At 43.2% G+C, this 21,958-nt stretch carries 19 protein-coding genes and 2 pseudogenes; 7 read left to right on the top strand and 14 right to left on the bottom strand.

Annotated features, from left to right (window positions below; all coding sequences use genetic code 11):
* Position 1: 1 nt before the first annotated feature.
* From JWG45_RS11865 to JWG45_RS11850, 4 genes and pseudogenes are all read right to left on the bottom strand, one after another.
* On the bottom strand, positions 2-1,498 hold the full coding sequence (locus JWG45_RS11865) for a FapA family protein (protein WP_205279913.1): 1,497 nt from the start codon (positions 1,496-1,498) through the stop codon (positions 2-4).
* Positions 1,499-1,798: 300 nt separating this feature from the next.
* The gene (locus tag JWG45_RS11860; protein WP_205279912.1) at positions 1,799-2,839 is read right to left on the bottom strand and encodes an alpha/beta hydrolase; all 1,041 of its coding nucleotides are present in this window, start codon (positions 2,837-2,839) and stop codon (positions 1,799-1,801) included.
* A gap of 189 nt (positions 2,840-3,028) precedes the next feature.
* Positions 3,029-3,541, bottom strand: a complete 513-nt coding sequence (locus JWG45_RS11855; RefSeq protein WP_205280009.1) for a chemotaxis protein CheX — start codon at positions 3,539-3,541, stop codon at positions 3,029-3,031.
* Positions 3,532-4,320 (bottom strand): annotated as a pseudogene (locus JWG45_RS11850) (hypothetical protein); the annotation flags it as partial. The pseudogene JWG45_RS11850 and the gene JWG45_RS11855, both read right to left, overlap by 10 nt.
* Before the next feature lie 404 nt (positions 4,321-4,724).
* On the opposite strand from JWG45_RS11850, the gene JWG45_RS11845 reads away from it, so the two are divergent.
* Positions 4,725-5,468, top strand: coding sequence for a class I SAM-dependent DNA methyltransferase (locus JWG45_RS11845; RefSeq protein ID WP_205279910.1), 744 nt, complete (start codon positions 4,725-4,727; stop codon positions 5,466-5,468).
* 28 nt (positions 5,469-5,496) lie between these two features.
* Here the strand turns inward: JWG45_RS11845 and JWG45_RS11840 are convergent, their stop codons facing one another.
* Positions 5,497-6,195, bottom strand: a complete 699-nt coding sequence (locus JWG45_RS11840; RefSeq protein WP_205279909.1) for a hypothetical protein — start codon at positions 6,193-6,195, stop codon at positions 5,497-5,499.
* 221 nt (positions 6,196-6,416) lie between these two features.
* Between JWG45_RS11840 and lpdA the strand changes: the two genes are divergently transcribed.
* Positions 6,417-7,835, top strand: a complete 1,419-nt coding sequence (gene lpdA / locus JWG45_RS11835) for a dihydrolipoyl dehydrogenase (protein WP_205279908.1) — start codon at positions 6,417-6,419, stop codon at positions 7,833-7,835.
* Here lpdA and perRB read toward each other — a convergent pair.
* Positions 7,825-8,268: a peroxide-responsive transcriptional repressor PerRB gene (gene perRB / locus JWG45_RS11830; RefSeq protein ID WP_205279907.1), complete on the bottom strand. Its 444-nt coding sequence runs from the start codon at positions 8,266-8,268 to the stop codon at positions 7,825-7,827. The two genes, lpdA and perRB, sit on opposite strands and share 11 nt — an antisense overlap.
* Positions 8,269-8,513: 245 nt before the next feature.
* Between perRB and JWG45_RS11825 the strand changes: the two genes are divergently transcribed.
* Positions 8,514-9,986, top strand: coding sequence for a sodium:proton antiporter (locus JWG45_RS11825; protein ID WP_205279906.1), 1,473 nt, complete (start codon positions 8,514-8,516; stop codon positions 9,984-9,986).
* Between the two features lie 276 nt (positions 9,987-10,262).
* Here JWG45_RS11825 and JWG45_RS11820 read toward each other — a convergent pair whose 3' ends face one another.
* From JWG45_RS11820 to JWG45_RS11805, 4 genes and pseudogenes are all read right to left on the bottom strand, one after another.
* Positions 10,263-10,964 carry an HAD family hydrolase gene (locus tag JWG45_RS11820; RefSeq protein WP_205279905.1) on the bottom strand — a complete coding sequence of 234 codons (702 nt, stop codon included), beginning with the start codon at positions 10,962-10,964 and terminating at the stop codon, positions 10,263-10,265.
* A 412-nt stretch (positions 10,965-11,376) separates the two neighbouring features.
* Positions 11,377-12,303: pseudogene (locus JWG45_RS11815) on the bottom strand (hypothetical protein); the annotation flags it as partial.
* A 150-nt stretch (positions 12,304-12,453) separates the two neighbouring features.
* On the bottom strand, positions 12,454-13,068 hold the full coding sequence (locus tag JWG45_RS11810) for a helix-turn-helix domain-containing protein (RefSeq protein ID WP_205279903.1): 615 nt from the start codon (positions 13,066-13,068) through the stop codon (positions 12,454-12,456).
* 652 nt (positions 13,069-13,720) lie between these two features.
* A complete protein-coding gene (locus tag JWG45_RS11805) occupies positions 13,721-14,905 on the bottom strand; it encodes a hypothetical protein (RefSeq protein WP_205279902.1) in 1,185 nt (394 codons plus the stop codon).
* Between the two features lie 311 nt (positions 14,906-15,216).
* Here JWG45_RS11805 and JWG45_RS11800 point away from each other — a divergent pair, with 311 nt between their 5' ends.
* The 4 genes from JWG45_RS11800 to JWG45_RS22205 all read left to right on the top strand — a co-directional run bounded on the left by JWG45_RS11800 (position 15,217) and on the right by JWG45_RS22205 (position 18,501).
* A complete protein-coding gene (locus tag JWG45_RS11800; protein WP_232380655.1) occupies positions 15,217-15,648 on the top strand; it encodes a MarR family transcriptional regulator in 432 nt (143 codons plus the stop codon).
* Positions 15,649-15,657: 9 nt separating this feature from the next.
* The gene (locus tag JWG45_RS11795) at positions 15,658-16,401 is read left to right on the top strand and encodes an RluA family pseudouridine synthase (RefSeq protein WP_205279901.1); all 744 of its coding nucleotides are present in this window, start codon (positions 15,658-15,660) and stop codon (positions 16,399-16,401) included.
* A gap of 51 nt (positions 16,402-16,452) precedes the next feature.
* Entirely contained in the window at positions 16,453-17,298 is an 846-nt protein-coding gene (locus JWG45_RS11790; protein ID WP_205279900.1) for an SDR family NAD(P)-dependent oxidoreductase, read from the top strand.
* 183 nt (positions 17,299-17,481) lie between these two features.
* Positions 17,482-18,501: a hypothetical protein gene (locus tag JWG45_RS22205; RefSeq protein ID WP_232380654.1), complete on the top strand. Its 1,020-nt coding sequence runs from the start codon at positions 17,482-17,484 to the stop codon at positions 18,499-18,501.
* A gap of 72 nt (positions 18,502-18,573) precedes the next feature.
* Here the strand turns inward: JWG45_RS22205 and rsmI are convergent, their stop codons facing one another.
* The 4 genes from rsmI to JWG45_RS11765 all read right to left on the bottom strand — a co-directional run bounded on the left by rsmI (position 18,574) and on the right by JWG45_RS11765 (position 21,791).
* Positions 18,574-19,341, bottom strand: coding sequence for a 16S rRNA (cytidine(1402)-2'-O)-methyltransferase (gene rsmI, locus JWG45_RS11780; RefSeq protein WP_205279899.1), 768 nt, complete (start codon positions 19,339-19,341; stop codon positions 18,574-18,576).
* Between the two features lie 3 nt (positions 19,342-19,344).
* Complete coding sequence (locus JWG45_RS11775) at positions 19,345-20,157, bottom strand: HAD family hydrolase (RefSeq protein WP_205279898.1); 813 nt, start codon at positions 20,155-20,157, stop codon at positions 19,345-19,347.
* A 1-nt stretch (position 20,158) separates the two neighbouring features.
* Positions 20,159-20,947: a M23 family metallopeptidase gene (locus JWG45_RS11770; protein WP_118969041.1), complete on the bottom strand. Its 789-nt coding sequence runs from the start codon at positions 20,945-20,947 to the stop codon at positions 20,159-20,161.
* A 418-nt stretch (positions 20,948-21,365) separates the two neighbouring features.
* A complete protein-coding gene (locus JWG45_RS11765) occupies positions 21,366-21,791 on the bottom strand; it encodes a thiol-disulfide oxidoreductase DCC family protein (RefSeq protein WP_205279897.1) in 426 nt (141 codons plus the stop codon).
* Positions 21,792-21,958: the final 167 nt, after the last annotated feature.

Below are 21,958 nucleotides of genomic sequence, written 5' to 3'. Positions count from 1 at the left end.
GCTATTTCTGAAGAGAAACCATCATCGCTTTGTCCTGACCGGGTTCAAAAACCATCATAAAAGAGGATTGAAACTTAGTGATCTTTTCGATCTGTCTTCGATAATGAATCACCGCTCCGGGATAAGCGCCCTTCTGAACCGCCAACCTTACCGAACCCGGATTAAAACGCGCTCCTTTTAAGGCGTCCTGTTTGTATTTGAGCATATTCAAAATTTTTAATTTTTTGTTATAATCTTCGAACACCGCCTTAAAGGCCGCTTTTTTGTCGTCCGGAAGATTTCCTCTTGAGCGCTGAACCAAATGTTTGATCTGTTGAATTTTCGGAAGAATTTTCTCCATCTCTTTTTCGCCCAATTGAATTTTACGCGTGATGTCTTGGAAGGAGCGGTCGTTTTTATAATGAAAGCCGAGTTCGATACTCACGTCCAATTCCGCACTGGAACCTAAGGAACTCAAAGATATTCCCTCGTTTGTTCGAACCTTACTGGAAACGAGGTTTCCGTTCGTACCGTTTAGAATGATGGAACCCAAAGTATCGATCGTCGAGTTGAGAATGGCTCCTTCGATGATGATATCCCCTTCCGTTTCCAAACGAGCGTTTTCGATAAACTTCGCCTGAACCCTTCCGATAACTTGGATGATATCCTCGCTCCCTCCTTTAATTCCGCCGTGAACGATCAAATCTTGACCGACTTTGATCGTATTACTTTCCAAGTTTCCGTAGATGACTAAGGAGCCGGAACATTCCACTACCGAGCCGGGTTCGATATCACCTCGCACAATGACGTTCCCGTCGAATTGAATATTCCCTGTGGAAAGACCCACGTTACCCGCAATCTGTAATTCCGGAGAAACATTGATCGAAGATTCGGTGACAAAGATTACACCGTTGCTTGTTGCGTGATATTCTTGGAGTTCTTTTCCATCTTCCGTGACCTTACGTTCTTCGATATGATTCCCGATTACGAGTTTCGGACGTTTGATCGCCGGAGGAGGAATGATGTTTCCAAAAACGTCAAAACCGGGAATCCCCGGAGTTCCTTCGAACTTAGTCGCGAGTTTTTCACCGATCTTTACGTTGATATATCGATCGATGTTCCTAAAATCAGCTCTTCCATCTTCGAGAAGTTTGACACGTTTTGCCATCGGATGATAGAAACGAACCCAACCGTTTTCGCCCGGAGTCGGAGGCACACCTTTTGCAACCTCCACTTTGATCGGAGTAAAGTCGTTCTTTTTGCCGGCTTCGTCCAAGAGAGTAAGAATTTTTCGAATCTCATCGGTTAACATTCTTTCTCTGTGGATCCCCCATTCGAGGATGATACTCCAAAGTTTATCCTTGGATACGGTTTCCCCTTTGAGATTATAAGGTCTTACCGTGAGGATTGCGGAAAGTTGGTCCGGGGAAATCGCAATGCTGATTGCCGATTCCACCGAAATCGGTGAAACTTGAGATTCGGGCGTTGGTGTGTTCATAGGTTCGTCGTTCGCATTCATAGTATTTCAATCTTTGATCTTGGGAGACCAAGGTTCTTCTCTCTCTAATTTCGACTGAAAGAGAAGGAACTTAAATGTAGTATATAAAGTTCTCTTGAATTGAAACTTTTTTTTACTTATATTAGGATGAAATCATAAATAAAAAGAAGATCCCAAACAAACAACAACCCGGACTCCGATTTCTTCCCATACATCCTAACACCTATTCGCAATATTGCGAGCAAGTATTCATATCCGAAAGGATGAATCAGATCCGGATTTGGCCGTGCATGAGACGATGGCGTATATAAGATTCCACGCCTAAAAATGATTTCGTGAAGAAAAAAGATAACTTCCCCAGAATTCAGCCATAGGAAGAATCTCCGTCAAACGCGAGTAAAACGGTAAATGATCGCCGTGGGTCAAAAGACTGGTCTCCAGAAACATCGCCGAAGCGGCTTGGTTATTGAGGATCAGCTTTTGGAGGTCTTTGGATTCCTCCGGAGAAATGACGGGATCATCGTTTCCGTGAAGCAAAAAACAGGGTTTGATACAACGATCGGCAAAAAACGCGGGTGAGGTTTCTTCGATAAACGAATCAGGGACCTGGGATTTTAATTGTTTGGAAGCGTTGATTCGAAACTCAGGATTCTCCAAAAAATTCTGAACAAACTTTCGGTCCTCTTCGTTGAGAGAACGAAAGATCTGCGGCCCTTTTTTAGAATTTCCTTCTCTGGAAAGTCCATTGTCGAGAGCGGATTCGAAGAAGTATTGCTTCAAAAGTTCGACGTTAGAACGGATGAGATGAATATAATTGAACATCATCACGTTGACCGCATAACTTTCCTTTTCGTAATTCTTAAGAATATAAGAAAAGGTTTGTCCGAAATCCGCATACGAACCGATCAAAAGGATCGAGGAAAGAATCTTTTGGCACTGCGAATTTGCTAATGCGACAAAGCCCATTCCCGCAGAAAAACTGGCCGACAGATATGAGATAGGGCGTTTTTCCAAGGCGTGGATTTGCAGGAATGAGGCTCGTATGTTAGAGACGGTTTCGGCCGTCATGATCAGAGATTTTACTTCCGGAAGTTCGGGAAGATAAACCCGAAAACCTCGGTTTACAAGATTGGTTCCGAGCGCGAGAATTCTCGGATCGTCGATCCCACGGACGCTCATCCCGTGTTGAAGATAAACGATCGGCGCGGCTGGATTGTTTTCTCTTTCGAGAATTTTAGTCCGAAGCAAAACGGAATTCGGAAGTTTCAACGCGATCTCCGTTATACGCGCTTCCTTTGGATTTTTGAGACCGGAGTAGTCTATTAAAAACGGAAGTCCTTTCCAGAGGTGTAAAGAATTCATTGCAAATTAAGGTTTAAGGCGCTGTAAAAATCTCCACAAAATTTTTTTAACCGGAACGGATTTTTTAACAAATTCCAGAAAGTGAACTTTTGAATTCAATCCTTCGAATCCTAAAAAGGATTCGGTCCTTTGAAAAAAAATTGAATGAGGGTTCAAAAAGAAAAAAATTAGATTCGAAGCCGAGACGGTTCAAAACTTTTTCATCAGTAGAATGAGATAGATTCTTCCCAAATAACGTTTTTCTTTCGCGTCCTTTAGAAAATAAATGAGGATATATTGGCGATAGGTTTCAAGATCGACCGCGACGAGTTTGTGATTGAGAATTTCAGGAGCAAGGAGTTCAGTTTCGAATCTTCCGAGTCTCATCTCCGAGATCAAAGCCCCACAGATCTGGTTTGCAAACTCCATAAGAATCGAAGGTGCGTCGGCGCGAACGGTCGGATCGATGTGAAAGGATCTCGCGATCAAAGGAAGTAATTTCAGTTTTGTATAGCCGTCCATCGCAAGAAATAATTTCCCTTCGATCTCCCCTTTGAACTCGACCATCGTACAGTTTTCATAACACAGACCTTCGTTTTTGGAAGGCCCGAACGCCTCGCGCATCGCTGTCACGTTCAAGGTCTTATCCAGATATTCCGGGAAGATCTGGGAAATGGTAAGAATGAATTTTTCGTCGAGTAAGGGATCGATGCTCACAGACAGATATACCTATTCGGTCCTTGTTCGATCGAATGACCGAGCGCCTTTCTCGCGTTAGAAACCCATCCTTCCCTACTTTCCTCCAGAATGGAAACCCCAAGATTCAAATCGACCCTGTGACTTTCCTTTTGTAAGGATTCGATGAGTTCCTTTAGATTTTTACTGAACTGTTCCCAGTCTTCGGGGGACAAAAAGAAGGCGACCCGATCTTGGCGGATTCTATAAAAACGGATTTGTTTTCGGAGAATTTTGGAAGTCCACAAAGACATCCATTTTAAAACGTAGGGAAGCGAAGACGCAGTCGTTATACTTGCAAAAATTAGAATATTCTCCTGAACCCGGATCTTATCGATTTCGAAAGCGTGAATATTTCCGAAACCGGTTTCAGAATCGGAAGATTCAAACTGAATCGATACCTGCTCCTCGTATTCCTCTTTCCAAGCTTGAAATTCTCTCGGGTTCAAAAGTTTCCAATCGTTCGAGGAAAGTTTGAGATATCCAAAAGGTTGGATCCCCGTGGCGAGAGGAATGTATACAAACCCTTCCTGGAAGCCGATTCTTCCTTGATGGATTTCTTTGAAAGTTTTTTCGGAAAGATTCCATTCCTCCGCCGACTCCGGGAGATGAAATAATTTTCCTCTTTTGGAAGCCAAAAGAAGGGAAACGTCCCCACTCAAAAAATAGATCTCCGCGTTTTGAATTTTGAAACCCAGTTGTTCCAAAAATTTTTGATGAGCAAGAATGAACTCTGGATGAGCGGGAACTTCCCTTTTCCACACGATCTGAGATTTGATTTGTCTTGGAGTCGGCGAGTTCGTATTCAAAAAACGATCGGGCGTCTTTTGGGATAGGACCGAATTCTCCAGTTGCGGTTTTGGTCCCGCCGTCGAAGCGGATATACTTTTTATTTCCGGTGATTCTTCTTCGATTCTTTTTTTAGCCGCTACCGGTCTGTGTACACTTTCTTTGAGAACCAGACCAAAAAGAAAAAGAAGTGAAATCGAAATTCCTCCCAAAACCAAGGTGTCACCGGTTAGAAATTCCTGAGAAAGACCAACTTGTTTGGCTTGGGCAAAAATGGATCGATTAAAAAAAACTAAAATGATTCCGAAATATTGGATTTTCATAAGCTGAGTGCCGTTAATATAGTTAACGGGCAGATTCCGATACCTCTGAACCAATTTTTATGAAGTTGTACAACGAACTCGCAGAATTCTACTTTGATATCGAAAAACCGGCTCGCAAGATCGATTCCGAAGCTAAGTTTTTGGATCGCCTTTTCCGCAAACACAGAATCATGACGATTTTGGATATGGGCTGCGGCACCGGAGAACACGTCCGTTATTTTCAGTCTCTCGGTTATAGACCGAAGGGCATCGATTCCTCCTCTCGGATGATCGACGTCGCAAAAAAAAGATATTCTCACTGTAAGTTCGACGTTGCTCCGATGCAAAAGTATCAATCCGGTTTTCTTTTGGATTGTGTGGTCAGTCTTTTCGGATCGTTTAACTATCTCTTAACGAACGAAGAAATCGATTCCACGCTCAAACTCATCGAACAAAATCTAAAACCGGCCGGCCTTGCCGTTTTGGAAGTCTGGAACGCGGAACCTCTCCGAGCGATCAAAAGAAAACCGATCACTCCCGTAGCCCAGATCAAATCCCAGAACGCTACGATCCAAAGAAACAGGGGTTTTCGTCTGGTCAGGGCCGATACCTCGACGATGGTGGAAGTCAACTATATCTATCAGATCAATACTCGTGAAATCAGAGACAAACACGTTATGCGCGTTTTCTATCTTCCCGAGATCGAAAAGATGATCCTCAGACATAAATTCGAAATCATGCACGTCTACTCCGGCTTTAACGAAACCAAGTTTAAAAATTCCGCCGGAAGAATGATTCTTGTTCTAAAACGTAAAAGCGCTTAGTTCCGTTTTCCTCAAAAATGTTCCATTCTTATTTTGGAATCGTCACTTCCCAACGATAGAGTTGCGATCGGATTCCAAGAAAGAAATACGGGAATATCCGATAGGTGAACCCGATCGTGAACGGAAACGTCGGCCCCACAATTTTTCCCCAGAACGTATAAGTAGTCCCTGCTTTCAAATTATAGTGTTCGGCGACTCTTTCGTCGTTTAGACTCGGATCATCCCAACTCTCTCCGCCATCTCCCATTTCCAACGGTATCTTAAAAAGATATTCGAATTCTTTAGCCGATTTAGAACCTATGGATGTTATCATTTCTTCTTCCGCGATTCCCTCTTCCGAGTAATTGGATTTATAAATGGAAAATGTTGGCCTGGAACGACTTCGAGCGAAATCAAATTGCCTCTTCACTCCGGATTCATCCACAGGAAATTCCTTTTTCAGTGAGCCTTTACCGATCAAAACTGTACGTTTCGGATTTCCTCTTTCGATCGGATAAAATTCAAAACGAAGAAAACAGTGGTAACCTTTGCATTCTCGTTTGTCCAAAAAGTCGATATCCGTGATCAAACGAAAATAAAGATTGTTCGCTTCTTTTCTTTCCAGTTTTACGGAATGAATTTTAAATTCCGTTGCGGCGCAGTTTGTTAAAAGTAAAAGAAGAATCGCAAAGACGATTTTTAGGATCGCAGGCGTTTTTCGTTTTTTTGGATTGAGACCTTTTTTCAATCGATTCTCCCGTTTCTATCTCGCATCGAATTTCGATTTAAATAACAAGTCAAGATTCGAGATCGACAATTGTTTTCACTTTTCTCCGAAAATAAGATACTCCGAATTCCTTCAAAAAAATGGATTTCTTTCTTTTCGAAAAGGAAGAAGAGGATTCGATTCTTTCAAAAAGTCCTTGCCCAATGTAGAGAAAGACTCATCTAATAACTCGGGAGAATTTTATGCCAGAATCCTACGATCTTACCGTCATCGGAGCGGGGCCGGGCGGTTACGTCGCCGCCATCCGAGGCGCTCAATTGGGAATGAACGTCTGTATCCTTGAAAAAGATAGACCCGGCGGAATCTGTCTCAACTGGGGGTGTATTCCCACAAAAGCGCTTTTGGAATCGGCTCATCTTTTGGAGAAAATACATTCCGCAAAAGAATTCGGAATCGATTCGAACGGAGCCAAACCCGATTTTCCAACGATCATCCAGCGCTCCCGAAAAGTAGCGGACCAGATGGCCTCGGGTGTGGAATTTCTTTTAAATAAAAATAAGATCACAAGAAAAAAGGGGACAGCCGTATTCAAAGATTCGAATACGATTTGGCTGCCGGATACTTCCAAAGAAGAAATCGTCTCCAAGTATTTTATCATCGCGACGGGCGCGAGAGCCCGCGAACTTCCGGGTCTTCCTTTCGACGGAAAGACTGTTTTATCTTCGAGAAGCGCGATGGTGTTGGAAAAAATTCCCGAATCCCTTTTGATCGTCGGAGCCGGTGCGATCGGGGTCGAGTTCGCCGACTTCTATTCCGCGATGGGAACCAAGGTCACGTTAGTCGAAATGCTGGACCAGATTCTTCCCGTAGAAGACAAAGATGTTTCGACATTCTTAGAAAAGTCTTTTGTAAAAAGAGCCATCCGTGTTTTGACCGGTGTTGGAGTTTCCAATCCGGAACTAAAGGACGGAAAAGTCAAAGTTCTTTTAAAAGGAAAAAATCTGCCGGAAACCGGAGAAATCTTAGAGGTCGAAAAAATTCTCGTTTCGATCGGTGTTGTTCCTAACACCGATTCGATGAACTTAGAAGAGATCGGAGTTTTTTTACAAAAAGGTTTTGTAAAAACCGATACAAAATACAAAACGAGCGTTTCTCATATCTACGCGATCGGAGACTGCAACGGTCCCCCTCTTCTCGCACACGTCGCATCCTTGGAAGGAATCAAAGCCGCGGAAGCGATTTCGATCCACGCAGGAAATCCGCATAACCTCAGTTATACGCCCGTCGATTACAATGCGATCCCCGGTTGTACGTATTGTCATCCGGAAGTAGCTTCCATCGGTTTTACAGAACAAAGGGCCATCGACCTCGGATATAAGATCCGCGTCGGAAAGTTTCCGTTTATCGGAAACGGACGCGCGCGCGCAATGGGAGACGTCGGTGGTTTTACAAAGGTGATCGTGGATCAAAATTCGGGGGAAATCTTAGGAGCTCATCTGATCGGTCCCGGTGTAACCGAACTCCTTCCCGCGGTTGTGCTTGGAATCACTCAGGAATTGACGGCGAAAGAAATCGCCTCTACGATCTTCGCCCATCCCACACTTTCCGAAACCGTAATGGAATCCTTCGGAGTGGCCTTGGGAGAAGCGATCAATCTTTGAGTTTAAAATCCAGATTTCCGGTAAGCAGGATGTCGGTCTTGTTTACTCGAAACTCGGCGGGAAGATCAGAACTGAGAGAAAGAAGAGAAGGATCGATATCGTGGAATTTTCCGGAAGCCTCGTCGAAGAAGTGATAGTGATCCACGATATTGCTGTCATAGACCGACTTTCCCAAACAGGAGAATTTGAACTCTCTCAGAAGTCCCGCACTCACGAGAACGTTTAACGTATTGTAGACGGTCGCAAGACTCATTTTAAAAGAGCGACTGTCGACCCATTCTTTTACTTCTTCAGCGGTGGGATGATCGGCTTCGCAGAGAACATACTGGCAAATCGAAATTCTCTGCATAGTGGGTTGGATGGAAACGGACTTCAATCTCTGTTCGATCTCGTTCGGGGTCAAACAGGCCTTCTTTGTAAATAACGCTTCCATTCTTTTTAATTCCCTTTAAGGGAAGAACCTTCTATCCATCTGACATCCGCAAACTTCGTTTTTGCACAATTTATTTGCGGTACCGCTTAAGAAACCATTCTCTTTCTTGAAAAATTCTGCAATCCAAAAAAGTTCGCAAAATGGAATGCCACAAATCGGAAAAAAAAGGCAAAGAGATTCTTTTTCCTTTTACTCTTGCTTCTAAATCCTGAAAATGTCTAAAAATTCTTCAGATGATACGAGCTATGAAACAAAAACTTACTTCCGTCCTTCTGGCGATCCTTCTTACTCTGCCCGCAGCGGCGCTCTTGGCCGACGAACCCGCCGGAGAAACACAACCTCAGATTCAGTCCAGCGAGAATCACGATTCTTCTCATAACGAGGCGACCGGCGGCGGTCACCATGAAGTGAAAGGGGAAGATCTTCCTTACTGGAGTGTGATTCCGTTTGTTCTGATTCTTCTGAGCATCGCGCTCCTCCCCATCGTTTCCCACACAACTTCTCACTGGTGGGAAAGTAACACGAATAAGCTGATTTTAGCTTTGGGTCTGGCTGCGATCTCTTTTGTGATCCTGGTTCTCCACGGTTGGTTTGGAAAGATCGTTCACACTCTCGTCTTTGAGTATGTGCCCTTTATCATTCTACTCGGCGCCCTCTTTTATATCTCCGGCGGAATCCGTCTGAAAGGTGATATCGAAGCGACTCCGGTTAACAACACGATCTTTTTGATCTTAGGAACCTTCCTTGCTTCCTTTATCGGAACCACGGGAGCTTCTATGCTTTTGATCCGTCCGATTCTGAAAACGAACTCGGAAAGAAAATACGTTGTTCATACGGTGATCTTTTTTATCTTTCTGGTTTCGAACATCGGCGGTTCCTTGACTCCGCTCGGAGATCCTCCTCTTTTCCTCGGTTATTTGATCGGAGTTCCGTTCACCTGGACCTTTAAGCTTCTTCCTGAATTGTTAGTCGCCGGAATTCTTCTCCTCGTGGCGTATTTTATTTGGGATACGATCGCTTATAAAAAGGAAACTCCAAAGGATCTCAAAAAAGATCGCGCTCACAAACATCCGATCAGCCTAGAAGGTCAGGTAAATTTTATCTGGCTCTTGGGAGTCGTTTTGTCGGTCGCGTTTATCAATCAGAACTACATTCCTCAGATTTCTGAAAATCCTTATCTTGCGTTTATCAGAGAAGCGGTTTTGATCGGTTTGATTGTCGTTTCCAAACTTACCACAAGAGGACACGTGAGAGAACACAACAAGTTTACGCTCCATCCGATCCAGGAAGTAGCGTATCTTTTTATCGGGATTTTCATTACGATGATTCCGGCTCTGATTCTCTTAGAGCACAACGGAAAGAATTTGGGAGTGACACAACCTTGGCAGTTCTTTTGGGTTACGGGGCTTTTCTCCGGGGTTTTGGACAATGCGCCGACCTATCTCACTTTCCTATCTTTGGCAAAAGGAACTCTCGGAATGAGCGACGTCGCTCAGATCCTGGCGGATCCTTATGCGGAAAGTCTTCTGAAAGCGATTTCAGTCGGAGCCGTCTTTATGGGAGCGCTCACTTATATCGGAAATGCGCCTAACTTTATGGTGAAATCCGTAGCCGAAGAAAACAACGTAAAGATGCCAAGTTTCGGAGGATACGTTTTATATTCGTTCTCCATTTTGATTCCGACGTTTATTCTTCTCACCTTTATTTTCTTTCGTTAAAAAAGGTTTTTTCTACGTGCCTCTCTCGTTCTTCGAGAGAGGCACTTGCTGAGTTCCTACACGGGAATTTTTTTTTTGCAAAATTAGAATTTTGTGATATAGAAAAGTCTCCCGAGTTTTTTCCCGCCCCCCACCCCTCCACCCGAAATTTGGGCGGGGCGCACTGCTTTCACGGTGGGGGCGTCGGAGTTCCGACAGATTTTTCCTTGAGAATCAAATTTGCAGACAAGCGGAAGTGGAAGAAAGAGATTCCTTTTGAAAAAAAGACTCTAAAAACTAAAATTCAATCCAGCGCCCCAATTCCAAGAAAGAAGAAACGAATTCTAAATTTTCATCTTGAAAGATTTTCGCAGAATGTCCTTCATGAGCCATTCCTAAAAAACGTAAACCGGCTCCCAAAGATGCGGTCGCATCGCCCAGGGTATCCCCGATATAGAGAATTTCGGAGGAATCAAGTTCTCTCCTTTTTGCCTCCTCTAATATCGGAAGAAAAACCTTTGGGTTGGGTTTGTGCACTTTCGTATCCTCCGCCGTTTGGATTGCAAAAAAAGAATCCTTGGAAAAGGAAAAATATTCCATTTCTTTCAAGACCCGTCTTCCACTCGAAGAAGAAAGGATTCCAAAATGAAACGTAGAACCATATTTTTGTAGGAAGTCCTCCACACCCGGAAATGTGAGATTCGGATCCCTTTCACAAAAGGAATTGTAAACTTCCCAGAGACTTTCCAGGTCTTCTGAAAATTTTCCATAGACCCTCCTTAAAAAATCGTCTCCGGGCAACCCCCAAGCGTCGTCGATATGCGAATCCTTCAATTCAAACTGAAATATTTCTCTTGCGAGATCTTTCAGGGTTCCGTAACGGATCTTTCTTGTTTGCACCAAGGTGTCGTCATAATCAAAAAGAATGGCCTTGATTTTCATTTTTGGAGTTCCCACACTGCCCATTTCTTCCGTTCCAAAAACGTGTTCTATATTCAAAAAATACAATTCCTTTTTTAAAAAAGGATGGAAGCCGCACTTAAGACCAGAGTCTGAAAACAAAAATCGCTTCTAAGATTCAGGTCAGCTTGTAATCAAAACGCAAGAGTTCCCACAGGACTTCCCGAATTCGGCTTCTAAATTTAAGGACTGAATTCTCTCGGTCAATTCTTAGGGGAGTTCCCACACTACTCATTTCTTCCGGTCCAAAAACGTGTTCTACATTCAAAAAATACAATTCCTTTTTAGAAAAGGATGGAAGCCGCACTGAAAGGCCGCACCAAAATCGAATTACAAATCAAAGTCTTCTCCAGAAAAAAGAATCCTCAAAAAAACATTCCATTTTTAGAGTCTATCCGATGCCTTCGGTTTGAGAAAAATTCTTCGTTTGAAGAATCGAAAACACCCTCCCTTATCTTTTCGATTCCTCCGGAGGAAGAAAGATTACGGAATCGATTTTTTTTCCTTTTTCCGAATCGACGTAGTTGATTTCGATTTTTCTCTCCGAAGCCGGTTTGTAAAGAATCAAGGCGGAAATCATATCGTAAACGGTTAACGAATAATCGATCGCTGTGACAACTGCTTGAAAGGCGAGAAATCTCGACTTTGTAACTGGTTTGACCTCTCTTTCCTTTCCAGCGGCCATCCACTTGTAGATCCGAGTAGAACGATTCATTCCTTTTAAAGATTCCAGATCCAATTTTGCTTCGGGAAGGACGGCTTCGGTCTGACGAAACGAAACCTTTACCGGAACCATTTTGTCCCTGGATTCTTTCAAAGCCTGGGAAAGTTGTAAATCAAAGGTATCGTCGTCCAGATATTCAATCTCGTTACAATTCGCAAAGACCGTATTACAAATATCTCCGTATTTCCGATGAACAAAATAGACGAGAAAGATATTTAAAGTTTCCGGATGATACAAAACCTTCGCGTGATAGTCGGAAGTTCTTCGATAATAGATCTTTTTATAAATTCTCTTAAAAACATCCCAGCCAACAAGACCAAGATCTTTTAAGAATGGGGGTTCCGGAAGTTGAAAAGAACGGATCGCGATATGGAGTCTTTCAATCGCAACCTTCCCGTCCCTCTTGGAAATCTCCTCCAATACGGTACGAACGTCGTCCAAATCTTCCGAATCGATCTTTCGCGCGGAGCCGGAGGTATCGATCAGAATTTTCCCAGCATTCTCCGACATCAGTCGAGAAATTTTTGACTTCACACCTTCTTCGAGAATATCTTCGAGTTTTAAGGAAATACAATCCTCCGGATGACAGGAAATTTGTTCTTCATAAACCGAATCCGGATTGGCCGATGAGACGGGTAAACTCTCCGCCTCTAAATAAGAATGGAATAAAAAAGAAACGATAAACGCGAAAAGAAAAACGGTCCTGAAATAAAACGGGTAACACATTCTTTTGTCTGTCCTAAAAGGAATTATCCAAAGGATTCTCCTTTGCGGACAAAGAATGGAAAGATCTTTTTTACGAAATCAATTGATTTCGTCTCTGTAATCCATCACCAGATACATCAAAGTTTCTTGGTCCGTCGGATTGGAATACTCGTGAGGAATATCGGCCCTAAAAAAGACGGAATCCTTCGGTTCCAGTTCTACGATTTTTTCCCCGACACGAAGACGGAGTTTTCCGGAAACAACGACGATATTTTCAGTCGTTCCGGATTGATGCGGCTCGGCAATCTCGATACCACCGGGCTTTAAGATGAGTTCATAAAATTCGGTCTTTCGATTTCCGTTATACGGAAAAAGCGCCCGGCTGGAAAAAACTTTGGAACTGGAAAACAAAACCTTCGTGCTTTCGGCCTTCATCACGATGACACCTTCGGTTCCTTTTTCTTTCAGAAGTTCGCTGAACGGAACATTCAGACCGTTTGCGATCTTCCAGAGAACCGATATGGTAGGAACACTCTTTCCCTGTTCGATTTGAGAGAGCATGGCCCGACTGACTCCACAACGGGAGGCCAGTTTATCCAAGGAAAACCCCTTTGTATGACGGATGAGTTTAAGATTTTCTTTAACGACTTCTGTGATGTGCTCGCTGGAAGGAAGTTCCTTCCCTGCTTCCAATTCTTCCGTGGCTGGGTTCATTTCCTTTTTTTTGTCTAATATAGCAGAATTTTGTCAATCTAAAACTCCCTTCCCTCGAAAAATAGACCGATTCTTATCACTACAATTGCAAAAATCACGAATCCAATCTTCCCGAAGAACGCGGTAAAACGGATACGGCGGGAAGAAATCACAAAAGCAAGTCCTACAAACTCTGAAAAGTATAGCAAAGATGTTTCCAATTGGAGAAACCGAGATTCCAAAATCGAAGAATCATTTTGGAAAGGAGAATTCAAAGCGGGTTCCAAGGAGTCCTCAAACCGAAAGGAAGACCGAAAACTTAGCTTGAACGAACAGAGGTGAAAGAGGAATTTTTTTCTTCAGATCCCACAAATCTTTTACTCTCCCGATTGGGATTCGACAGCGAACTGTTTCCCGCAAATCCGGGAGCGTTGTTTTTGCCGCACGGTTCCATTTTCGGAACCGTTTTCCTTTTTATTCTCGCGAGTGATCGGAAATAAAATTCGAGAAGGATGAACCGGAGCCTTACAATATCTCGCAAAACGTAAGGAAACGCTTTGAATCGGTCCAGGGAAGTTTTTTAGTCGGTTCTTGTCGAAGCTGCGATCCAAAAGAAGGACAGGAACTCGCCGTCCTGGAAATCGAAATCACTTCTATAAATCACTTTCCAAATTTATTTAGTAGCAATTCCTAATATACTGGGTCCGGGAGAACCGGCATCTCCTTGTGTGACGACGGTCCAATCCGATGGAAGCCCGGTTTTGGAAAATCCAAACGCAGTGGGAATATTCGTCGACACACTTCCTCCAGAGACGAACAAATCCAATGTGGAATTGTATGTGGAAGACATCCAATCCAGACCGGAACACTGACTCATATTGGGAGAAGCAGCAGGGTGCCAAACTTGAAGGGTAAGATCGTAATAATCCAAGGCGCACTGATTCCCAAAAACGACGATCTTGTCCTTACCTTCTACGGCCGAATTGATAAAACCGGGTACCGCCGTATTGAAAGTTCCACTCGAAGCGACGGTCAAAACCGTATTTCCGATTTTTGCAAAACTTGCGGTTGGGTTCACATCCGTATTTCCCCCAAAGACAAAAACCTTACCAGATTTGAGAGCCAAAACTCCGTTTTTCGAAGAAGGAGTGGAAATAGAGACATCAGAGTTTGTCAAAGAAGGAAGAGAAAACTGAGCCAACTCCGAATTTACGCTATGAAAGCCGCTGAAGTAGATTTCAGAATTAGCCGCGCTATAAGTGCTGAAAGAAAAGTAATCAGTCCCGATGTAAGTCGATCCGTCGGGAATGGCAAGAAATTGCCAGCTCTTCCCGTCGTTTGAGATTTGTCCAAAAAATCCGACCCCTGTTTGGGCAGCAATATGATCTCCCGCCGCAAAAAAACGTCCTCCCCCAAAAGTGACTGTATAGAGATTTCGGATCACCGAAGTCGGAGTGCCGCTGATTGTAATCATACCGGCCCCGCAAGAAGATTGAGTCCAGGTTTCCCCGTCTTGGCTGGACCAGATTCCACAACCAGTGGTTCCCGTAAGAGTTCCCACAGCAACCCAGGTTCCGTTGCCGTAGGCTACGCTATAGACGGATCCGTTCGTACATCCGGGAAAACGGGTCGCGCTGTATTTCCAAGTGGTCCCGTCCCCACTCGTCCAAGAAGAACAATTGCTTCCAACCGCCACAAATTCAAGCGCGCCGGCTCCCTTGGGAGGAACCAAACCCAAACTCCAACCGAATTGAACAAGCATCGCCAGAGGATTGGAGTTATCAAAACTAGATTTCTCCGCTTCCGCGCAGGAACTAAGTAGAAGAATGAGAAACAACGCTCTGATTTTATTTTTCATAGCCGCCTCTTATAAAATAACAACAATCCCATTTTTTTTATCGGAAAAATTAAGAACGGATCCAATTCGAAATCAATCGAATTCTATGGCAAGAATTGAAATTAGAAAAGCGCAAAACACAAAAAAAAGGGATAGAAGCGAAAATTCATTCTCCTGAAAGGATCTTAAAAAGCCTTTGTTTCCAAACACCCATCAAACACTGCAAGCGCTGAGGGCGGTATCATCACGCGGACCGGTTTGGTGAGAAACACAATCTCACTTTACAATCCCGGTTCCCATCTTAGAATGAAACCGGCATTTAAAAAAAGGTTATGAAATCTAAATCCATATTCAAAGTAGAAAAGACGGAGGGAAGCGCTGGTTTTCTTTTTTGGCAGATCACAAATCTATGGCGAAAAAAAATTCGGGAATACCTCCTCTCTTTGGATCGTCCCCGCGTACAATTTGTTCTCTTCGAAAATTTGGGTTGGTTGGAAGAAACCGACCCAAATAGTAACTCAGATAAGGCTCGCCGAACACGCAAAAACGGACTTGATGATGACTTCCAAAGGGATCCGAAGTGTGGAATCGAAATGACTTCCGACTCGAACACCGGATCCGGAGGACTTTCGGATCCATTGTCTTTTTTGATTTCCGAAAAAAAGGAACTCATCGGAACAACGGTTCCGATCGTGAAAACGACGGACCTTTTTTTTCCATTCTTAAGGATGAAAAGAATTTCAGAAGTTCGCTTTTGGATCTAAGACAAAAGAATGCCTAAAGAACATTCCAATTTTAGAATATTCTACCAATCGGATTCTTTTCTTTTTGCCGAAAAACCCGCCGGGATTCCTGTTCACGCAACCAAGGATTCGAAAAGGGAGAATTTTTCCGATCTCCTTCAAAAAGAATTAGGACTTCCTTTTTTAAGAACCGTAAATCGACTCGATCTGGATACAAGCGGTCTCGTATTCTTCTGTAAGGATCCTGAAAAAAATAAGGAAGCCGATAAAATTTTAAAAACGTCCGTAAAAATTTATCTCTGCATTGCTACGGGAATCGTTCCCGAAGATCGTTTTACGGAAACCTGTTATCTCAAGGACGGAAACAAAAGGGTCAAAAAAGTATTTTCCGGAGGAGACAAGGCCGTGACTGAGTTTGTCGTTCTAAAACGGAATTCGAAAGAAAACTATTCGGTCCTTCTCGCAAAACTTCAAACCGGAAGAAGACATCAGATTCGGTTTCATCTAAGCGAAAAGGGATTTCCTATCGTTGGAGATCACGTCTACGGATTTTCCGATAAATCTTTGTTAGGCGATCAGAAACAAAAATCCAAAACGAATGGCAATCCTTTTCCGCGAGCCAAACGGTCGCTTTTGCACGCGACCGGGGTTTCCTTTTTTGAAAAAGAGGGAATCGAAGAAAAAATTCTTTGTCCACCTCCGCAAGACTTCCAAAAATTTTTAGAAGGAATATCGATCGATCCTTCTCTTTTTTCCGAATTCTCCTTAAAATAGAAAGACAAAGAACTCTTCTTAAGAACCATCTCCTGCGAACGGAGAATTTTCATGTCAAAAAATGCACTCATCATCGGAACGAGCGGAGTGGCCGGACAAAGCGCTGTGGAAGCAGTCCGAGAATTCGCAAAGACAAAAAACGAGAACTGGAAAGTTATCGCCACAACGAGTAAGGACTCTTCTCTTCCCGAAGCGGATCTCACGATCACAAAGATCAACTTGGAAGATCCAAAATCGTCCCTCGAACTTTTGTACGAAGGTTTGAAGAAGAATGGAATCGAGAAGATCGACCTTTTTGTATACACTCCCGCAAGAGGGAACCTGGGTTATCCGGTTTCCGAAACTCCCGAAAACGATATCAAGGAAGCCGCGAAATTTTGTTTGGATCCGATGATCGCGATCGAAGAAAAATTAAAACCGGATCTGAGCGTAGGTTACTCCGCTTATTATTACAGACCTCATCTTCAACCCTTTTATGGTTCTCTTGCATTTGTCAAAAGAAAGATGGAAGAATGGGCGATTCAAAAACCGTCTCGCCGAAAGATTATCCGCGCGGGTTCGTTTTTTAGCCAGAGCGTTCGAGGAATTACGATCATCCTTCAGAGAATGGGGAAAAAATCGCTGGACAAGGATCTGCAAGAACTTCTCAAACAGCAAAAAGAATCGGGAATGAGTTTTCCCGACTTTTTTCTTCAATACGTCGCCAAACAGGAACAATCGTCTTTTTCTTCCAAGTTTCCGGACGTTCCGTTCCGGCTGACTTCACAAGACGATCTTAAAAAAGCGTTAGTCGCCATCTTGAACGGCGAAACGGCTCCGATCGTTTCGCTCGTCGGAGACTGGGTTTGGACGGAAACCGTTTTGCCGGAAATGCCAGAATACTTAAAGAAATTCTAATATTCAAGATTTGAAAGTAAAAACAAATCTGACCCTTTGACAAGGGCCCTGACTTCGGATCAAAAGGGTCCGCGCAATCTACGAACAAAATGTTCGAAAAAAATTATAGATATACAAACCAAAGCGTCCACAAAAATCCCCTTTCTCCCTCAAGTTTGCCGTTTTAAAATCGACAATCATCCTATGAAACGTTTTTTGACTATTCCTTCGATTCTTATTTTTTTTCTTCTAAAACCCGTAATGGCGGAAACGGATCCGAGCGATCCGACATTGAGTCCCGAAGAAAGGATGAAGATCATTCAGAGTCAGGAAACTCGGTGGGAAATCGGAAAATCATCTACGAATCAGACACCCTTCGGCTTTTCGATTTTAAAACCTTTTGTAGATTTTTTTTCTACGGATTTAGAATCCGTAATGGATATCGGAAGCCTAAGACTGACGATTCCTCCGCGTTCTTTTTCAAAAACGGAACAAGTGGAAGTTAGAATCATAACCTTAAACAAACACGCCGATTTTCTCTTTGCCGGAATTCCCACACAGATCGGCTCGAACCGTTCTCCCGCTCTTCTTCTGGAATCTACGGGAATGTTTTATGTTTCTTTTTTTAACGAAGATGGAAAACGAATCGAACCCAAAAAAAATCTGAAGGTGGAATTACTTCCTCTCACGGATCCAAACGGTTCGAATGTATATCGTTATACAAAGGGAAACTGGGATTTGATTTCCCAAAAACAGGAAAGCTCCGCGATATCCGAAATCGAAGGATCGGATTGGATTCCTTTTCAAATCTATTCCAAAATCGATTCCTCAGGCTGGTGGAACTTCGACAAACCAAAACCGGAATTCACCTGCGTAACTGGAAAAATCCTCGCAAAAAATCCGGAAGAATTTTTGATCCAAGGAGTTGGAATCGATTATTTCGGAACGAGCTACGGCGTAGTGGAACCTTCCGGTGTTTTTAGAATCAACGTATTAAAAAACTCGAATGTGAAAATTTTCGCCTTGTTTACCCCAAAAAATAAGAATGCTAAAAGGGAAATCGGATTTTTTCCGACCTTTCGAACACAAGAGCGCACAACATTTTCTTCCGAAAAAAATCCTCGGTGTCAAAAAGTTTCCGAAATTTCTACATTCCCGATCGAGGAATCCATATTTCAAAACAGAGCCCGATTCTTAAAAACTATTGACATGCCGGATATTTAATATTCTCAATTTAGAATTTACTTTTTTAGATACGTTTCGATTTCAGCCTTAGTATTATCTTGGATAAAAAAACTATCTTTTATTTTTCGGTTTTTGCGTTTTCTTTTTGGGAAACGTTTTTGGATCCTTCCTAAAAACCGATCCTCCCTTTCTCTGAGAAACGACGATCACAGGATTTCCTTTCGGAAGCGAATCCAGAATTTTCAGAAGTTCGGAAAGTTTTCCACGAAATTGAAATTCGGATTCTAAGGTAAGATCCAAACAAAGAAAAATCTGTCTTTCCTCGCCGGATTCTTTTAAAACGAAATCTAAGTCGTGAAGAACCGCCTTATAACGATAAGGTGTTTCGTAAAACACGATCGTATGACCCGGTTTTAAAAAACGATCCAATTCCTTTCTACGATCCGGAGATTCTCTGGAAAGAAAACCGCAGAATGTAAACGGAGAAATTTTGAATCCGGAAATGCTAAGAGCCGCCCCAAAAGCGATGGCACCGGGCGCGCTCTGGACAGTTCCTCCTTTTCTCAAAACTTCTTGGACGAGTTCCCTACCCGGGTCTTCGATCCCCGGAGTTCCAGCGTCCGAAATCAGGGCGGTACAATCGGCGCCGATCACCTTTTCTCCCAAAAAGCGAATGTCTTCGGGAGTCGAATGTTCATTGCAGAGAAAGAATTCCTTTTCGATGGAAAGCGATTTGAGAAGAGTGGAAGTCGTTCTAGATTCTTCCCCTATGAGTATATCAGAATGTTCTAATATTTTTTTTGCTCTCTGAGTAAGGTCGCCCGGATTTCCAAGCGATACAGAGACAAGGATCAAAACTCCCTTCGGGTTCGAATTCATACTTCAGATCAAAACTCCTTCGAGAACGTTCCATCCTCGAAGACTTTGGATCCTCGTTCCCTGCGGAGGGACGGTTCCTTTTTCTCGATCCAAAAAAACTCCGAGCTTTGCGGATTCCAAAAGAGGAAAGTCGTTTACCGAATCTCCGAAGGCGAGATCGGGCAACGCACCGACCGCGTTTTGAAAACGTTTCACTTTCCCCTTTCCATAGGTAAACGGTTCTAAAATTTCAGAAGAATGAATTCCATCCTCAAGAGAAAGTTGCATTCCTAAAACCTTCTCTTCCGGAATTCCAAAAAGGGTCGAAACGGATTGGATGATTTCTTGAGGAGAAGCGGTCACGATCCAAACGTCCCAACCGGAAGACTGTAAGTGATGTACCAATTCTTTCATCGGTTCGTAGATCTTTACGGAAAGTGAATCGGAATCCGCAGAGTGCTCGTTCCAGACCGACCTGGAAATCGTCTTTAATTCCTCGGGAGAATGTCCGGAAAAGATCCAGGAGCTCCAGCGATAAGAAGCTTCCAAACCCGATTCTCTTTGGATCGATTCGTATTCCTCTAAAACGAGGGAACGGAACAAGAGAGGATCTTTGAATCTTGAAGAGAGAATTCGTTCCCGATTCTTCTCCGAAAAAAAAGAAGCGATGTCTTTTTGATACGCCGGAACTCCTTGCGAAAGAAAAAGCTCCATCACGGCTTCCCCAAAATCGTTTCTTACAAGAGTATTATCAAAATCGAATGCAGCTTTCCCGGGAGAAAGCCGGGAAAGGGTTTCGAAGAGCTCCGGATTCCAAAAATCCCGGCGAATGAACACTTTAAGGTTCGATGGTCTCCCGCGCGATCGCCACACGACCCTCGGAAGATGATTGAAAGACCGGAAGGTAGTGTTCCGGATTTAAAACTACGTTTTGATAGCGGACTTCGAAGTGAAGGTGAGGCCCGGTTGTATGTCCCGTGTTTCCGGAAAGAGCAATGATCTGCCCTTTTTTGACCTTATCCCCTTCTTTTACATAAAGAAGAGAATTGTGAGCGTAGAGAGTGTTGATCTGATTGATTCCGGGATGGGAAAGAAGAATTTTATTTCCATATCCCCCGTCCTTTTTGGATTCCAGAACCACTCCGTCCGCCGCCGCGATGACGATCGATCCGGTAGGACAGGCGATATCCACTCCGGAATGCATCGCGTTCCATCTTCTTCCCAGACGAGAAGTTACGAAAGAATGTTTGAAACTGATCGGCCAGATAAATTCTCTCTGATCGGTACGGAGAATTTCTCTTCCTTTGTCCTCGAGAAGGAGACTTCTTGTATAATTTTCGTTATAAGGGAAGAATACGGGTTCGTTGACGGGAATTCTTTCGTTGTCCGGGATTCCGTTGACCCGTTTGATCTCGTGCTCTGTGGTTCCAAAGTTGTGGACCAGGTCGCTTACGGATTCTTTCACACGATTGGGGACAATCCAGATTCCTTCCGTGCCTCTGTAGGTCTGAAGATACTGATTGTCCAACTTGATTTCTTCTAAATTTGTATTGGCGAAGGATTTGATGCTGAACAGTAGCCCAAGAACAAGCAATCCCGCCAGTATGTAGCCAGTTTTTCTTTTCATATTGTAAATTCCAAAATATGTCGCCAAAAAGCCGCGGAGTCCGGGCCTATTCCAAAGGTCGGCAACGGAAAACAACTTCTAAAGTCAGTCTTCTCCATTGGGGATTCCATTCAAGAATTTTTCGGCTCGATTCCCAAAGCAAGAATGAACGATAAAGGAAGATTCTTTATAGATTTTAGAATTTTTTGAAAGCATAGTTTAAATTTTAGACTATTTTTCCCATTTTTAGACTTTTAGCCTCCGTTATTGAGATTGGATTCTTATTTGGGAAAGAAGGAGTTCCTACTTTTTTAAAGGTTTTTCTGTGCAGTCCAAAAATTCTTGAGGGGACTTCGCTCGAAGGAAAAAGGAAACCGGTAAACACTTCATTCTTATTTGAGAATTGATGCGTTGCAAAAAAAACGAGACAATCGTTCTGTTATTCGGATTCTAAAAAGCGGGATTTGTATTCCGGACTCGGGATTCTACAAGCTTCGCTCTTTCCAAACCACCGGTATCGATTTTTTGCGATCCAATCATAGACGAAGTCCCGTAAAGAGGCGGGAATCCATCGAAAGATCTGTGCCAGGTTCCAGGGAAAGGAAAGATGAGTTGCGATCTTCAGAACCGCAGTCGATTTTTCGTAAAGAACCCCCTTCTCCAAAAAAAGAACGGAGGATGGAGAATCCTTCGGAAGAACTTTTTTTCCAAGAATCCGTTCCGCGCCTTTTGATTGAAGGCTCGCAAATCGAAGATTTTTTCCGGGGTTATGATCCAAGAAGAATAGAACGGTTCCGTTACAGAGATTGCATACTCCGTCAAAAAAGACGATCGAAGTTTCCCGTTTCTCGAAAATAGAATCCATCCTTGTTTAGACTCTTTGTTACTCGCTTTTCGTTGTCAATGGAAGAATCAAAGCGCTTCTTCTTCGGAAAATGATACCCTTTTGATCCTTTGATCCTTTGATCCTTTGATCCTTTGATCCTTTGATCCTTTGATCCTTTGATCCTTTGATCCTTTGATCCTTTGAAG

The sequence above is a fragment of the Leptospira ainlahdjerensis genome, from assembly GCF_016919175.1.
Classification (GTDB): Bacteria; Spirochaetota; Leptospiria; order Leptospirales; family Leptospiraceae; genus Leptospira; species Leptospira ainlahdjerensis.
This window is presented reverse-complemented; position numbering and strand designations above follow the sequence as displayed.